General features: G+C 70.0%; 14 protein-coding genes. 10 read left to right on the forward strand and 4 right to left on the reverse strand.

The genetic code is table 11. From position 1 onward, the window contains the following. Window positions 1-20 precede the first annotated feature (20 nt). On the forward strand, window positions 21-1,379 hold the full coding sequence (locus CFB40_RS07300; RefSeq protein WP_089430930.1) for an acyclic terpene utilization AtuA family protein: 1,359 nt from the start codon (window positions 21-23) through the stop codon (window positions 1,377-1,379). After that, a complete protein-coding gene (locus CFB40_RS07305; protein WP_089425890.1) occupies window positions 1,379-1,690 on the forward strand; it encodes an AtuA-related protein in 312 nt (103 codons plus the stop codon). The genes CFB40_RS07300 and CFB40_RS07305 overlap by 1 nt, the downstream gene beginning before the upstream one ends. Window positions 1,691-1,720: 30 nt before the next feature. On the opposite strand, the gene CFB40_RS07310 is transcribed toward CFB40_RS07305, so the two are convergent. After that, the gene (locus CFB40_RS07310; protein ID WP_089430931.1) at window positions 1,721-2,542 is read right to left on the reverse strand and encodes a carbon-nitrogen hydrolase family protein; all 822 of its coding nucleotides are present in this window, start codon (window positions 2,540-2,542) and stop codon (window positions 1,721-1,723) included. A 178-nt stretch (window positions 2,543-2,720) separates the two neighbouring features. Then, a complete protein-coding gene (locus tag CFB40_RS07315; RefSeq protein ID WP_089430932.1) occupies window positions 2,721-3,518 on the reverse strand; it encodes a response regulator transcription factor in 798 nt (265 codons plus the stop codon). A gap of 224 nt (window positions 3,519-3,742) precedes the next feature. Between CFB40_RS07315 and CFB40_RS07320 the strand changes: the two genes are divergently transcribed. Genes CFB40_RS07320 through CFB40_RS07335 form a run of 4 tightly spaced genes read left to right on the forward strand, consistent with a single transcriptional unit; the run spans window position 3,743 to window position 8,851 of the window. Further along, window positions 3,743-6,082, forward strand: a complete 2,340-nt coding sequence (locus tag CFB40_RS07320; protein ID WP_143329822.1) for a hypothetical protein — start codon at window positions 3,743-3,745, stop codon at window positions 6,080-6,082. Then, on the forward strand, window positions 6,079-7,299 hold the full coding sequence (locus CFB40_RS07325) for a hypothetical protein (RefSeq protein WP_089425117.1): 1,221 nt from the start codon (window positions 6,079-6,081) through the stop codon (window positions 7,297-7,299). Before CFB40_RS07320 ends, CFB40_RS07325 begins: the two co-directional genes overlap by 4 nt. Window positions 7,300-7,312: 13 nt before the next feature. Beyond that, the gene (locus CFB40_RS07330; RefSeq protein ID WP_217481539.1) at window positions 7,313-7,984 is read left to right on the forward strand and encodes a DUF1266 domain-containing protein; all 672 of its coding nucleotides are present in this window, start codon (window positions 7,313-7,315) and stop codon (window positions 7,982-7,984) included. A gap of 60 nt (window positions 7,985-8,044) precedes the next feature. Beyond that, window positions 8,045-8,851, forward strand: a complete 807-nt coding sequence (locus CFB40_RS07335) for a topoisomerase IV (RefSeq protein WP_089430934.1) — start codon at window positions 8,045-8,047, stop codon at window positions 8,849-8,851. A gap of 42 nt (window positions 8,852-8,893) precedes the next feature. Here the strand turns inward: CFB40_RS07335 and CFB40_RS07340 are convergent, their stop codons facing one another. Both CFB40_RS07340 and CFB40_RS07345 read right to left on the reverse strand, forming a co-directional pair. Then, window positions 8,894-9,823, reverse strand: a complete 930-nt coding sequence (locus CFB40_RS07340; RefSeq protein ID WP_089425119.1) for a phosphatidate cytidylyltransferase — start codon at window positions 9,821-9,823, stop codon at window positions 8,894-8,896. Between the two features lie 37 nt (window positions 9,824-9,860). Then, entirely contained in the window at window positions 9,861-10,493 is a 633-nt protein-coding gene (locus CFB40_RS07345; RefSeq protein WP_071334306.1) for a lysophospholipid acyltransferase family protein, read from the reverse strand. A gap of 456 nt (window positions 10,494-10,949) precedes the next feature. On the opposite strand from CFB40_RS07345, the gene CFB40_RS07355 reads away from it, so the two are divergent. The 4 genes from CFB40_RS07355 (at window position 10,950) to CFB40_RS07370 (ending at window position 15,291) form a co-directional block, all read left to right on the forward strand. After that, window positions 10,950-11,555 carry a CDP-alcohol phosphatidyltransferase family protein gene (locus CFB40_RS07355; protein WP_089425120.1) on the forward strand — a complete coding sequence of 202 codons (606 nt, stop codon included), beginning with the start codon at window positions 10,950-10,952 and terminating at the stop codon, window positions 11,553-11,555. 105 nt (window positions 11,556-11,660) lie between these two features. After that, window positions 11,661-13,430: a bifunctional alpha/beta hydrolase/class I SAM-dependent methyltransferase gene (locus tag CFB40_RS07360; protein WP_089430935.1), complete on the forward strand. Its 1,770-nt coding sequence runs from the start codon at window positions 11,661-11,663 to the stop codon at window positions 13,428-13,430. Further along, a complete protein-coding gene (locus CFB40_RS07365) occupies window positions 13,427-14,839 on the forward strand; it encodes a phosphatase PAP2/dual specificity phosphatase family protein (RefSeq protein ID WP_089430936.1) in 1,413 nt (470 codons plus the stop codon). Before CFB40_RS07360 ends, CFB40_RS07365 begins: the two co-directional genes overlap by 4 nt. Continuing rightward, window positions 14,839-15,291: a hypothetical protein gene (locus CFB40_RS07370; protein WP_089430937.1), complete on the forward strand. Its 453-nt coding sequence runs from the start codon at window positions 14,839-14,841 to the stop codon at window positions 15,289-15,291. The genes CFB40_RS07365 and CFB40_RS07370 overlap by 1 nt, the downstream gene beginning before the upstream one ends. The last annotated feature ends 33 nt before the right edge of the window (window positions 15,292-15,324 follow it).

The raw sequence follows: 15,324 nt of genomic DNA on the forward strand, positions 1-15,324 counted from the left end.
CGCCGGACGACGGTACGGACATGACAGCAAAGCAACCTGAACGGCGCGTGCGCATCGGCGCGGGCGCCGGCTACTCGGGCGACCGGATCGAGCCCGCGGTCGAACTGGCCGAACACGGGCAGCTCGACTATCTCGTCTTCGAATGCCTGGCCGAGCGCACGATCGCGATCGCGCAGCAGGCGCGGCGCCAGGACCCGGCACTCGGCTACGACCCGCTGCTCGACGCGCGGATGCAGGCGGTGCTGCCGGTCGCCGTGCCGAAGGGCGTGCGCATCGTGTCGAACATGGGTGCGGCGAATCCGCGTGCGGCCGCGCGGCGCACCGCGCAAATCGCGCAATCGCTGGGTTTCGCGAAGCTGAAGGTCGCGGCGGTCGAAGGCGACGACGTGCTCGACGTCGTGCTGCGCGGCGCATTCCGCTTCGAGGAATCGGGCGACGACGTCGCCGCGTATCGCGACCGCATCGTGTCCGCGAACGCGTACCTCGGCGCCGCGCCGATCGTCGATGCGCTCGCGGCCGGCGCGGACGTCGTGCTGACCGGGCGCGTCGCCGATCCGTCGCTGTTCGCCGCGCCGCTGATCCACGCGTTCGGCTGGCGGATGGACGACTGGGACACGCTTGGCGCCGCGACGGTCGTCGGCCACCTGCTCGAATGCGCGGGGCAGGTGACGGGCGGCTATTTCGCCGATCCCGGCTACAAGGATGTGCCGAACCTCGCGCGCCTCGGGTTTCCGATCGGCGAAGTCGCGGCCGACGGCACGCTCGTGATCACCAAGGTGCCGCACGCGGGCGGCCGCGTGAGCGCGGCGACCTGCAAGGAACAGCTGCTCTACGAGATTCACGATCCGGCGCGGTATCTGCAGCCCGATGTCGTCGCGGATTTCACGCAGGTCACCGTCGCCGAGGAGGCGACCGATCGCGTGCGCGTGACGGGCGGGCGCGGCACCGCGCGGCCCGATACGCTGAAGGTATCGGTGGCTTATGTCGACGGCTGGATCGGTGAAGGCCAGATCTCGTACGGCGGGCCGGGCGCGCTCGAACGCGCGCGTCTCGCGCTCGAGATCGTTCGCGAGCGGTTGGCATTGACCGGCGTCGCCGCGACCGAGTTGCGCTTCGACCTGATCGGTGCCGATGCGCTGTATGGCGACGCGACGCCGGCCGTGCGCGGCGAGCCGGCCGAGGTGCGCGTGCGGGTGGCCGGCCGTGCGGCGAGCGCCGCCGAAGCCGCGCGCATCGGCAACGAAGTCGAGACGCTCTATACGAACGGGCCGGCCGGCGGCGGCGGCGCGTTCAAGTCGACGCGCGAGGTGATCGCGGTGCAGTCGGTGCTGCTGCCGCGCGCGGCCGTGACGCCGTCGTTTTCATTCGTGGAGGCATGATGCAACTGCGTGAACTCGCGCATGCGCGCACCGGCGACAAGGGTAATACGCTGAACGTGTCGGTCATCTGCCACGATCCGCGTCATTACGATCACCTGCGCACGCATCTGGATGCCGACGCCGTGAAGGCGTGGCTCGCGGGCATCGTGCACGGCGACGTCGTGCGCTATGAACTGCCGGCGCTCGGCGCATTCAATTTCGTGCTGCGCGATGCGCTCGGCGGCGGCGTCACGCGCTCGCTCGCGCTCGACGCGCACGGCAAGTCGGTCAGTTCGGCGCTGCTGGCGATCGAGGTGCCCGCCCCGGCGTGACGGATGTCGCCGCCGGAGGCGGGCAGCCGCTTAAGGAATCAGCAGTTCGCGCAGGCCGTTGGCATGCTCGATGCGTTCGCCTGCGATGCGCAGGCGCTGATCGCGGCGATAGTCGTAGACCGCGCGCGACGCGGCGAGCTGGTCGAAATCGAGTTCGACCGCATGACGCGATTCGGTATTGCCGGCCTCGAAGATCAGGTTGCCGAACGGATCGGCCGCGAGGCTGCCGCCCGCGAACACGATGTCGTGCGCGCTGCCGCCGACGCGGTTGGCGACCACTGCGAACACCTGGTTCTCCATCGCCCGCGCCGTGGCCGACGTGCGGTGGACGGGGCGGTACGGCTCCATGTTGCCGTCGGTGATGAGGATCAGCTCGGCGCCGAGCGCGGCGAGCGCGCGGCCGGTTTCGGGGAATTCGTTGTCGTAGCAGATCAGCAGGCCGATCCGCACGCCGCGCCATTCGATCGTCGCGAAACGGTCGCCGGGCAGCACGACGCCGTGCTCGCTCACCCACAGATGCGTCTTGCGATAGCGCAGCGCGATGCCGTCCGGCGTGACGAAGACGGTCGTGTTGTAGAAGCGGCCGCCGTCGTTTTCGATCAGCCCGACCACGACCGCCACATCGCGTGCGCGTGCGGCTGCCATGACCGCGCCGACGCTCGGGCCATCGAGCGGCTCGGCGCATTCCGCGAGATTCGACGGATCGAGGAAGCCGGTGAGCTGCGCTTCCGGGAACATCACGATGTCGGTGCCCGGTGCGCAGGTTGCGATCGCGTCGAGCGTGCGTTGCAGGTTGTAGGGCGTGTCGCCGTCGCGACCGGCGAGCTGGACGATATCGAGCTTCAGTTTCATGGCGATGTCGGTAAGCAGGGGCCCGTCGCCGGTGGCGCCGGAAGGGTGGGTAAGGAGGCCCCAGTATGCGCCGAAGCGGCGGATTTCCCATCCCGCCGGCGCGTTAACCCTTCGGGGGTATTGATCTGTGACGCCGCCGGTGCCGGCGAGCACCGGCACGCGCGGCCCGCGATGCGTGTCAGGTGCCGGTTTGCGCGTTCAGGAACAGCGAGAACAGCTCCGATTGCGAGTTGATGGCGAGCTTCCCGTAGATGTTGCGGCGATGGACCTTGACCGTTTCGGCGGATATCGCCAGCTTGTTCGCGACTTCCTTGTTCGAGCGCCCGCTCAGGATCAGCCGGATCACGTCGAGTTCGCGCGCGGTGAGCGGCGTGCCGAGCCGCGCCATGGCGCGCTCGAAGCCGTCCTGCGTACGCGTGCCGGCCCGCGGCGGCACCGCGGCTTCGACGGCGGCCGGCTCGAACGCGAGCCGCTGCCGCATCAGACCGGCCACCCATGGCCGGATCAGGTCGAGCAGCGCCACCTGCTCGGGGCCGAAGCGCCGCTTGCTGCCGAGCGACAGGCACAGCGTGCGCGCATCGTCGAGCACGACGTTGAACTGCACCTCGTCCTCGACGACGTTGTGCGTGAAATAGAGCGTGTAGTACTCGGTATCGCGGAAGCATTCGGGCGCGACGTCGGACAGCCGGAACAGGCCGCTCTTGGGCGCGTCGCGGTTCGCGATGTAGAACGGGTCGAGCTGGTACAGGCCCTGCACGTAGTCGCGGAACAGCGGGTCGGGGCCGCCGCCTTCGTACGGGCATTCGGCGAACACCTGCGGGCGGCCGTCGCCGAACGTCAGCGCGACCCAGCTGTCGACCGCGACGTATTCCTCGATCAGCCGGATCAGCGCCAGCCAGAAGCCCGGCTGGTCGAGCGACTCGATGAGCCGCCCGACCGAGCGGTGCCAGGCGACGTCCTGCAACGTGAGGTTCATGCGTGTTCCGGGTCGGGCGGGACCGGTCGGGACGCATCGCGCCGTCGCGCCATGCGCATCGACCGGATCCGGGAATGAAGAACGAGATCGTAACGCCGGACGACGCGAATGGCGAGGCCGCGCACCGCCTCCGTCTCCTGATAAGCTATCGCGATTCCGAGAGGGGGGTAGCCGTTGCCCCCAGTGCCTATACCAAGACCAAGACTCATAACGATATGACAACGATGCCTTTGACGGGCCAGTCGCTCGACACGCTGATGAACCGGCTCGAAGCCGATCTCGAAGAAAGCGACTCGAGCCGCGAGAGCGACCTTGCGGCAAGACTGCGGGCCCAGCCGTTGCGTGCCGATTCGCTCGACGCGATCGAGCGCCTGCACACGCTCTGGATGCACGCCGGCGATCCGGCCGCTGCACGCGCCGTGCTCGACGACGACGGCGCAGGCGTGCACGACGCGGCGCCGCCCGACGCGCGGCCCGACATCCGCATGCAACTCGCGCTGTACCGGTTGCAGATCGCCCGGCACCTGGGCGAGAACGACGCCGTCACCCACGCGATCGGCGAGATGCATGACGTCGTGCGCACGTCGCCGACGCTCGATGCCGATCGCTTCGTCCGCGCCCGCATTCTCGATACGCTGGAATACGACCACGCGGAGCACGCGCTCGACGCGATCGAACTGCGTCACGCATTGAATGGCGCACTGGCCGACCGCGCCGCGTTTCGCGCCTGGGACGAAGCGAACCGGCAATGCCTGCGTGCGTGGGCCTTGCGGCGGCTTGGCCGGGACGACGACGCGCGGGCGGCGGCCGAGGCCGCGGTGGCGGCCATCGCATCGGCAGGTGCGGACCAGGACATCGACGCCGATGACTGGCTGCGGATCGGCCGGGCGATGATCGAGATTGCGCCGCTGCAGTTCGACACGATTCGCCGGGCCGTCGAGTCGCGCATCGCCGACTGGGCACTGCCGCCGCGCCGCGAGGCCGAGGTGAGGCTGGCGCGGCTTGCCGCGCGGGCGGCACATGCGCAAGGCGATCTCGACGGCGCGCTCGCCCGGTGCGAGATGGCGAGTCACAGCCTCGAGTCGGACGGCGGCGACGACTTCATCGAATACGAACTGCCGTGGCTGCTCGAGGCGGGTCGCTTCGACGACGCGGGGCGCCGCGCGTTCTTCCACGTGTACCAGATCGAAAGCAGCATGCTCGACCGGGTGGGGCAGATCATCCACGCACGCCTCGCCGAGCCGACCGACACATCGGTCTGGTGGCCGCTGTGTGCGATGCGCGCAGCCGGTTTCGCGCCGACGCTCGAACGGCTCGTCGAACTCGGCGCGGAACAGCCCGACGCGCTGGCCGCGCGTTCGCCGACCCACGGCGAGATCTTTGCCGCGCTCGGCTCGCTCGAGGGCGACGCGTTGCGCTACGCGATCGCCGACGCCGCGCGCGAGGTCGCGCTGCGGCGCGCGCCCGGCCATCCGTGGATCGCGCGGCTCGCGGCGGTCTACGACGGCGAAACCGGCCGCATCGATGCGACGACCCAGGCCGCGCGCCTGTTCGCGGCCGCGCAGGAAGGCGAGATGCACGACAACCGCACCGCGTTCACGCTGACCGAGGCGCGCATACGCGCGCTGGGGGTCGCCGCCGCGCTGAGACTGCCGCCGCCGTCGCTGCGCAGCGGCTTGTGGAGCTACGCATTCTCGGGCTGGATCGAGGACCGGGTCGAGGAGGCGATCGAGGCACTGCCGGCCGCGGAACGGGCGCCGGTGCGTGCCGACCTTCAGCGCCTGCGGATCGCCGCGTACGAGCAGGGCCGTGCGTGCATGGAGCGCTTCTTCGAGACCGGCAAGGGGCACCCGTACGATTCTTGTGCGCACCTGTATTCGATGCTCTGCAACAACCTCGCGATTCTCTACCGCGACGAGGACCGTTACGACGAGGCGCTGGTCCTGCATCGCAACGGGATTGCGGCGAGCTCGTTTGCCGAGCATTACTCCGGTGTCCGCTACGTGCTCGCCTGCCAGGGCAAGGACGACGAGATGGTCGAGGCCGCCGAGCAGCTCTGGCATTACGCCGCCGAATACGGTTTCAGCCGGCATGACCCGAACTGGTACGTGCGCGACGTGGTGCGCGCGCTGTATCGCCTCGATCGTTGCAACGAACTGCCGATCTGGCTCGAACGCCTCGTCGGCTGGCAGCGCGAACACGATCAGGTCGACGGCAGCCTGCCCGACGAAGCGCTGATCGCCCGCTTCGTGTTCGCCTCCCACATGGCGGCATCGCATCCGGATCAGGCGTCGGCGCTGTACGACGCCGCGCGCGGGCAGGCCGATGCGTCGCACGATCTGGATGTCCTGCTCCGGGCTGCCGACGCGGCATACGAACTGGGCCGCCGGTCGGATGCGAAGTATTTCTACGAGCGTGTGCTTGCCGGCAACCGGCACGCTGCGGAACCGCTCGACCTGATGGAGGACGTGATCGAGCGACGGATCCGCGAGGCCGATGCGCCGGCCTCGCCGGATTCAGCGACCGCCGCGCCGAACAAGCGCTGGTGGAAGTTCTGGCAATGACGGCCGTCGATCGGCGGGCCGGCTACGCGCCGCGCAACGCGCTGAACGCCGATGCGCTGAAAGCGGCGATCGCCGCGCGCAGCACCGCGCGGGGCGATGCCGACGCGGTGCGCGCGTGGCTGCTCAATCATTTCTACCGGCATGTCGTCGCCAACTTCGAGCCCGCGCGCACGATCGGGTCGCTCGACGAGGCGCGGCAGGCGCTCGGCCAGGCCGCGCCGCCGGCGTGGGTCGCGCGGCGCTTCGGGCCCGGCGCGAAGACGATCGGCGAGGGCGACGCCGGCCGGCAGGCCCCTGTCGTCTGGGTCGACCCGGCCGATCCGCACCTTCTCGCACTCGAAACCACGCTCGTCGAGTTTCTCGAATCGCGCAAGGGCACCGGGCTCGAGGGCAAGCTCGACCGTGTCAATTGCCCGCAGGCGCTCGCGATGTGGGAACGCGAGCATGCGGAGATGGCGGACCGGATCGCGCGCGGCTGGCGCGAGAGCCAGCCCGATGCGCTGCGCACGTGGTGCGAAACCGCCAACGGGCGCTTTGTCGAATTCCTGCCCGACAGCGCGCTGCTGCGCGCCGAAATGGCGTTCGAGAGTTACGTGATGCGCCATTGCCTCGGCCAGTTCGCCGACCGGCAAGCGCTGACGGGCGGCTACGGCGGGCGCTATGCGGAAGCGATCGAGGCGCGCACGCTGCGGTTGCTGAGCTTTCGGGATGCGGGCGGCCAGCCGCACATCACGATCAGCGTCGCGGTGCAGGCGGACGGCAGCCTCGACGTCGATCAGGTCAAGGGCAAGCAGAACCGGCCGCCGGTCGAGCGCTACGTCGACGACGTGCTGGCCTGCCTGAATGCGCTGGGGACGACGGATCGCACGCCGCCCGACTGCATCGCGCTCGGCGTCGTCCATACGCCGTCGGGGTGGTGCAGGATCGAGGACGTGACGGATGCCGCGTCGCAAGCACGGCTCGTCGCGCGCCATCCGCAATTGTTCGGACGGCTCGCCGAGCCGACGCCGACCGTCGAGTGGCTGGTCGCCGCGCGGCAGCCTGAACTGCTGCACGCGCGGCCGCCGCGTGCCGGTTCGGTGCGTTACGCGGTGCGCGCGACGCTGGCGCCGGCGGTGCCGTCCGCACGGCCGGACGACGCGCAGCCTGCCTTTGCCACCGAGGGCGTGCGCTGGCCCGGCTACGACGCGCCGCGTGGCGTCGGTGCCGCGCAATGACGGGGCGAAGACCATGATATTCAAGTTGATCGTTGCGCTGTTCGTGCTGTGGCGCATCGTGCGCTACTTCCGCCGGCGCGGTGGGCGCTATTCGGCGTTGCCGGCCCGCAAGCACTGGGCGCTGCTGCTCGCGCACCCGTACGTGGAAGCGACGGGATTCTCGGGTTTCGACGATGCGGACACGAGCCACCTGAACGACACGTCGCGCAAGTTCCTGCGTGCCCAGATGCTGCACCAGATGGAGTTGCGCACCGACGCGACGGACGACGATGCGCGCGCGCACCTGGCGCGCGTGCTCGAGACGCAGTGGTTTCGCGCCGACCTGCATGCGCTGCGGCCGACCGACGACCCGCGTGCGGCGCTCGCGTTCGCCTGTGCGCGGATGGCGTTCCTCGCGCGCGTGGCGATGCTGATGGGCTGGACCGAGCCGGACACCGCCTGGCGCGTGTTGTTGCTCAACGCGCAGCGCGCCCAGGACTGCTTCGACAGCTGGACGGATTTCGGCCACGCGTACGTCGCGGGCCGCAGGCAGTGGGTGGCGGGATTTCGCGCCGATCCGTTCGGCAAGGCGTTCGACGACGCGACGCTGCAAGGCTGGCTCGCACCGGGTGGCGGTGCATGGGGGCACGCGGCGTGGCCGGGGCTGGCGGCGTTCGATCCCGAGCCGGTCGCGCAACCGCGTTGATGCCGTGATGCCGCTGGCCGTTTGCTTCCCGCACCGTTTCTCATTCCTGGCGACGCCGACATGATTTCATCCATTCCTCCCCTGGTGCGACGCCTGGGGCTGTCCGCTGCGTGTGCGGTGCCGGCGTTGACGTTGCCGGCTGCGGCGCACGCGATCGAGCCGGCGGTGGCCGACCGGCTGCTGCGCACGTTCATCCACGACAGCTATGGCAACTGGCGTGCGGACCGCAAGGGCTGGCAGGCGGACGGGGACGATCTTGTCTATGCACCATGCGGCTCGCTGCGCGTCGCGACCGCGGAGGGCCCGCGCACGCTGCTCGCGATGTGCGGCGAGACCGAGGCGGCCGTGCAGAACGGGATGCCGGGCATGGATACGGACGCGACGACCGGCACGATCGACCTGTACGTGCTGAAACCGGCGGCGGACGGCAAGACGCTCGAGCCGGTCATGAAGAAAACGGAGATCGCGTCGGGCGGGCGCGGCGAGCCGGGCACGGTGCGTATCGAGCGGCTCGGGCCGCATCTGTTCGGGTTCGTCATCGGCGAAAGCGACACGCGGCAAGGCTATTCGCAACGCTTCCGCGCGATCTGGCTGCCGGTCGGCAATGCACTGGTGCTGGCGGCGGCGCGCATCGACGAGGCGCTCGACAACGCGGAGTCGACCGAATGCGCGCACGCGCGGGCGCGCTGCGAGGAACGCCGCTTCGAGATCGCGCCGGACCTGACCGGCGCCGGCGACGTCTATCCGCTGACGGTCACGGAAACGGGCACGCGCGGCGACAGGACGATCCACGCGCGCCATACGGTGAAGTTCGACGCGGCGCGTGGCCGCTACGTCGTGCCGAAGGCCTTGCGCGAAGGGTACTGATCCATCGCGCGCAGGAACGGGCGGCGTGGCGCCGCCCGCGCATCACACGTACAGATACCGCACGAGGTGGAAGAACACCGGCGCGGCGAAGCAGATCGAGTCGACGCGATCGAGCATCCCGCCGTGGCCCGCGATCATCGAGCCCCAGTCCTTGGTGCCGAGCGAGCGCTTGACGGCCGACAGCACGAGGCCGCCGACGAAGCCCGCGATCACGATCGCGAGCGAGATGCCGAACGCCGACCCGAAGCTGAACGGCGTCACGCGATACAGCGAGGCGCCGCACAGCGTGGCCAGCAGGCCGCCGCCGATGAAACCCTCGATCGTCTTCGACGGCGACAGCTGCGGTGCGATCTTGCGCTTGCCGAACAGCTTGCCGACCACGTACTGCAGCACGTCGCTGATCTGCACGACGAACAGGAAGAAGAACAGCAGCAGCGCGTTCTGCCCCGCGTAGTGCGGAATGTCGAGGATCAGCACGGCCGGCGCATGGCTCAGCCCGTACACGCACACCATCAGCGCCCAGTTGATCTTCGCGTTGCGGCTCAGGAAGTCGCGCGTGTCCTGCGTGAGTGCCGACACGAGCGACATCGCGAAGAACAGGTGCACGGGCACGAAGATCGAATACATCCCGTACCAGTTGATCCCGAGCAGCAGGTATTGCACGGGGATCGCGACGAAGAACGCGATGAACAGCGTCGTATGGTCGCTCGGCGTGGTGGGCGTGAGCGTGATGAATTCGCGCAGCGTCAGGTAGGACAGCACCGCGAACACGAGATAGGTGATGTTGTTGCCGAGGCCGATCGCGATGGCCATGATCGCGATCATCGCCCACCACGCACGGATGCGCTGGTTCAGGTTGACGATGGTCGCGCTGGTGCCGCCGCTGCGTGCGCCGAGGATCGCACCGATCACGGTCGCGACGACGAGCACGCCCGTGACGCCCGCGACCAGTTCCCAGAAAATGGTTCGCATTATTGATATCCGGAAAAGGGAGAAGAGAGCGCCGCGTTCAGCCGGCCGGCCGCTGCGGCGGCGCGAGCGCGACGACCGCGTCGCGCATGCGGGCGAGGAACGTCGGCTTGTCCTCGTCGGCGCCGCGCTGTTCGTTCGCGCCGAAGTGCACCTTGCAGATCAGCGGCACCGGCCAGATCGCGCCCTTCGGCATGATCCGCTGCAGGTTCTCGAGATAGACGGGCGCGAGCGCGACGTCCGGAAACTCGGTCGCGAGGTGGAACAGCCCGCTCTTGAACGGCTGCGGCAGGATCTCGGCGCCGCGCGTGCCTTCCGGGAAGATGATGATCGAATGGCCCTGCTTGAGCGCGTCGCGCACCGGGTCGAGCGGGTCACCGCCGGATTCGCGGTGGCGGTCGATCAGCACGACGTTCAGCAGCTTCTGCGCGATGTGGCGCTTCATGTCGCTGCTGTCCCAGTAGTCGCGCGCGGCGACCGGCCGCACGACCGCGCGCACGTTGCGCGGCAGCGCGGCGAGGATCGCGAGCGTGTCGATGTGGCTCGTGTGGTTCGAGAAGTAGATCTTCTGCGTCGGGGACGGCGGCGCCTGATGCCAGACCGGATACGCACCGGCGACGAGCCGCACGATGGACAGCAGGAAATCGCGCTGCCAGACGTTGAGGATGTTCATCGGCGCTGCGCCTCCTGCGTGCCTGCATGGCCCGCTGCGCATGAGCGGCGGGCGGGACCCCGGAATGCCGGCGCGGCAGGATGCGCGCCGGACGGCCCTTGTTTAAATTTTTTCAAATTCGTGGCTGCCTGTCGCAGGTCCGCGATAATCGGACGAGTCGCCGTCATACGCTGTTGCGTCGCGGCGAATGCGCCGGTCGGCGGCGTGATAATCGGCTGTTGCACGCGTGCCCGTTTGCAGTTCGAATGGATCTCGCTGCGATCGGGCCAGCGGATTATCGCGAGTTTCCGTCAAAAACGCCAGATTGGCGCCGCGCGTGCGGGCCGGGCGCGTGCTTGACGCATCGGGGCCGCTCGGCGACGATGAGGGCCGTCCATGGAAGGCCGTCCAAGGCCGTTTCGCCGCCCGGGGCATGGCGGCGGGAAATGTATCCGACTGTGCCGCGCAAATAAAACGATGAGCCTCTACGCACTCAAACCCAAATTCCAGAACACCCTGCGCCCGTTCGCGAACTCGCTCGCGGAACGCGGCGTGACGGCCAACCAGGTCACGCTGTTCGCGGCCGGCGGCTCGATCGTCGTCGGCGCGCTCGCCGGCCTCGGCGTGTTTGCCCGCGCGCTGTTCCTGCTGATCCCGCTGTGGCTGTTCGCGCGCATGGCGCTCAACGCGATCGACGGGATGCTCGCACGCGAGCACGGCCAGAAGAGCACGCTTGGCGCGTACCTGAACGAGCTCGGCGACGTCGTGTCCGATGTCGCGCTGGTGCTGCCGTTTCTCGCGATTTCCGCGTTCGCTCCGGCAGACGTCTGGCTGTTCGCGCTGACGGCGGTGATCGTCGAATGCGCGGGGCTGATCGGCCCGCTGGTCGGCGTGAGCCGCCGCTACGACGGCCCGTTCGGCAAGAGCGACCGTGCGCTCGCGCTCGGCGCGTTCGCGCTGTGGATCGGACTCGGCTTTCCGGTCGGCGGCGTCGCCGTCTGGCTGTGGCGCCTGCTGATCGTGCTGTCGATCGTGACCGTGGTGCGGCGCGTGCAGGCCGGCATCGCGGAAAAGGGCGGTTGAAAGGGCAGTTGAAGCGGCGGGTGAAACAGTCGTCAACACAGTTGCGGTACCGGGCGCCGGAGGGCGGCGCACCAAGATTCGAATAACGAAACGAGAGAGAAACGCATGAGCGCACGCATGGCCCGCGAGGCCGACTTCATCACGCACGACGGCGAAACGCTGTTCTATCGTCACTGGCCCGCCACGGGCCCGCGCTGCCGCGGCGCCATCGTGTTGCTGCACCGCGGCCACGAACACTCGGCGCGCGTCGCGCACCTGGTCGACGAGCTCGACCTGCCCGATTTCGCATTTTTCGCATGGGATGCGCGCGGCCACGGCCGCTCGCCCGGCGCGCGCGGCTACAGCCCGAGCGCGGCCGCGTCGGTGCGCGACCTGCAGACCTTCGTCGAACATATCCGCGACTCGCACGGCATCGCGATCGAGGACATGGCGGTGGTCGGCCAGAGCGTCGGCGCGGTGCTCGCGGCCACCTGGGCGCACGACTACGCGCCGCCGATCCGCGCGCTCGTCGTCGCATCGCCGGCGTTCCACATCAAGCTCTACGTGCCGTTCGCGCGGCAGGGCCTGCGGTTGATGCACAAGCTGCGCGGGCTGTTCTACGTGAACAGCTACGTGAAGCCGAAATTCCTCACGCACGATCCCGAGCGGATCGCGAGCTATGCGTCCGATCCGCTGATCACGCGGCCGATCGCGGTCAACATGCTGCTCGACCTGCACGACACCGCGCAGCGGATCGTCGCCGACGCGGCCGCGATCACCGTGCCGACGCAGCTGCTGATCTCCGGCGCCGACTGGGTCGTGCATCGCGGCCCGCAGGACCGCTTCTTCGAACGCCTCGGCGCCGCGCGCAAGGAGCGCATCGTGCTGCCGGGCTTCTATCACGACACGCTCGGCGAACGCGACCGCGCGCAGGCGCTCGCCCCGCTGCGTGCATTCGTGCTGCGCGAATTCGATGCGCCGAGCCCGCGCGTGTCGCTCGCCGACGCCGACCGGCGCGGCGCGTTCCACGACGAATACGCGGCGCTCGGCCGGCCGCCCGCGAATGCGTTCGCGCGGGCGTACTGGGCGCTCACGCGCGCCGGCCTGAAGGCCGGCGGCGCGCTGTCGGACGGCATCGCGCTCGGGCTGCGCCTCGGCTTCGATTCGGGCTCGACACTCGACTACGTGTACCGCAACCGCGCGCAAGGGCGGCTCGGCGTCGGCGCGCTGATCGACCGCACCTATCTCGATTCGCCGGGCTGGGTCGGCATCCGCCAGCGCAAGGTGCATCTGCAGGAGCTGATCGGCGCGGCGATCGGCCGCCTGCGCGGCCACGGCGCACCGGTGCGGATCGTCGACATCGCGGCCGGGCACGGGCGCTACGTGCTCGACGCGATCGCGTCGGCCGCCGAGCGCGACGGCGCGGCGCCCGACGACATCACGCTGCGCGACTACAGCCCGCCGAACGTCGAGGCCGGGCGCGTGCTGATCGCGCAGCGCGGCCTCGAGTCGATCGCGCGCTTCGAGCGCGGCGACGCGTTCGACGAGGCATCGCTCGCGACGCTCGAGCCGCGTCCGACGCTCGCGATCGTGTCGGGCCTCTACGAGCTGTTCGGCGAGAACGCGCTGATCGAGCGCTCGCTGCGCGGGCTCGCGCAGGCCGTACCGCCGGGCGGCTATCTCGTCTATACGGGGCAGCCGTGGCATCCGCAGCTCGAGTTCATCGCCCGTGCGCTGAACAATCACCGCGGCGAAGCGACCTGGGTGATGCGCCGCCGCTCGCAGGCCGAGATGGACGAGCTCGTCGCGCGCGCGGGCTTCCGCAAGCTCGACCAGCGGATCGACGAAATGGGCATCTTCACGGTCAGCCTCGCGCAGCGGGTCGACGCGTCATGAGCGCGCTCGGCGGCGGCGCGAGCGACCTCGCCGAACCGGCCCCGGCGGCCGGCGCCGGCGCGCGCGACGCGTCGTTCGCGCTGCGTTTCGGCTGGCTCGCGGTGATGGGGGCCGTGTTCTTCTCGACCTACGGCTTCGCGAACTGGCTCGCCGCGCGCCGCGTGGCGGTGCCGACCTTCGCGTTCGGCTGGGAGCACGCGATCCCGTTCGTGCCGTGGACGATCGTGCCGTACTGGTCGATCGACCTGCTGTATGCGCTGTCGTTCTTTTTCTGGACGCGCCGCGCCGACCTGCTCGATCACGTGAAGCGGCTGTTGACCGTGCAGCTGATCTCGGTCGCGTGCTTCATCGCGTGGCCGCTGCGCTTCGGGTTCGAGCGGCCCGACGCCGGCGGCGTGGCCGGTGCGCTGTTCACGCTACTGATGGGCTTCGACAAGCCGTTCAACCAGGCGCCGTCGCTGCACATCGGGTTGCTCGTCGTGCTGTGGGCCGTGTATGCGAAGCACCTGCGCGGCACGCTCGCGCGCGGCGTGCTGCACCTGTGGTTCGCGGCGATCGGCGTGTCGGTGCTGACCACCTACCAGCATCACGCGATCGACGTGCCGACCGGCGCGGCCGTCGGCTGTCTCGCGCTGTTCCTGTTTCCGCTGCGCGATGCCGCGGGCCGGCTGCCGGGCGCCGATGCGTCGCCGGGCGCGGCCGGCCGTGCGCTCGCGCGCCGCTATGCGCTTGGCGCGGCGGCGCTCGCGCTCGTGGCGCTCGGGTGCGTGCCGCGCGCGCCCGGCTGGGCGCTGGCGGCCGGGTGGGTCGCGCTGGCGCTCGCCTGTGTCGCGTGGATCTACCGGCGCGGCGCGCCCGGCGCCTTCCAGAAGGACGCGTTCGGGCGGTTCCCGGTCGTCATGCGCTGGCTGCTCGCGCCGACGATTGCGGGCGCGTTCATCAATTCGCGGCTGTGGACGTTCCGGCAGCCGGCGCCGGTGCGGATCGACGAACGCGTGTCGATCGGGCGTACGCCGACGACACGCGACGTGCGCCGCCACGGCTTCACGGCGCTGGTCGACCTGACCGCCGAAATGCCGCGCTGGGCGTCGGTGGATGCGTCGCTCGCGTATGCGACCGTGCCGCAGCTCGATCTCGTCGCGCCGACGGCCGGGCAACTCGCGCAGGCCGTCGCGGCGCTCGAAAGCCTGCACAGGGAAGGGCGCGACGTGCTGGTCTGCTGCGCGCTCGGCTACGGGCGCAGCGTGCTGTGCGCGGCCGCGTGGCTGGCGGCGCGACGCGGGCTCGGCGATGCGCGCGACGCGCTGGCCGCGGTGCGTGCGGTGCGGCCGCATGCGGTGTGGTCGGACGACGGCGTGGCCGTGCTGCAGCAGTGGATCGATCGCCGTCGCGGCGCGGGAGGCGCGTGATGCGCGACCCGTCCGCGCCATTCAGGATTGCCGCCGCGCGCGGCGCGCTCGATGCGGGTGCGTGGGCGATCGCGGCCGCGCTGGCCGCGGCCGGCGCCGGCTGGTGGATCGCGTCGGGCTGGGCGCCGGCGACGATCGCCCGCGTGCTGCTGGCGGTGGTCAGCACCGGGTCGGGGATCGTGGCGCTGTGGTACGCGGTGCGCATCGAGATCGACCGCCGGCTGTTCGCCGCGCTCGCGCGTGCGGCGGCGGGCGACGGATCGGTCGACGACGGCCTCGCGGCGCTCGACCGCGCACTCGCCGATCTCGGCTGGATCGATGCGTCGAAGGCCGGGCGCGCACTCGACGCACGCGTGCGCGGTGCGGTCGGGCTGTGCCGGGCCAGTGTGCTCGTCGCGATCGTCCAGTGGCTCGTGGTCGGGCTCGCGATCGCCGTTCCGCAGATCGGCTAGCGCCCGTTCAAGGCAGCCGCCGCCGCCGGCTGG

Origin of the sequence: Burkholderia sp. AU31652 (assembly GCF_002223155.1) — a bacterium.
GTDB lineage: Bacteria > Pseudomonadota > Gammaproteobacteria > Burkholderiales > Burkholderiaceae > Burkholderia.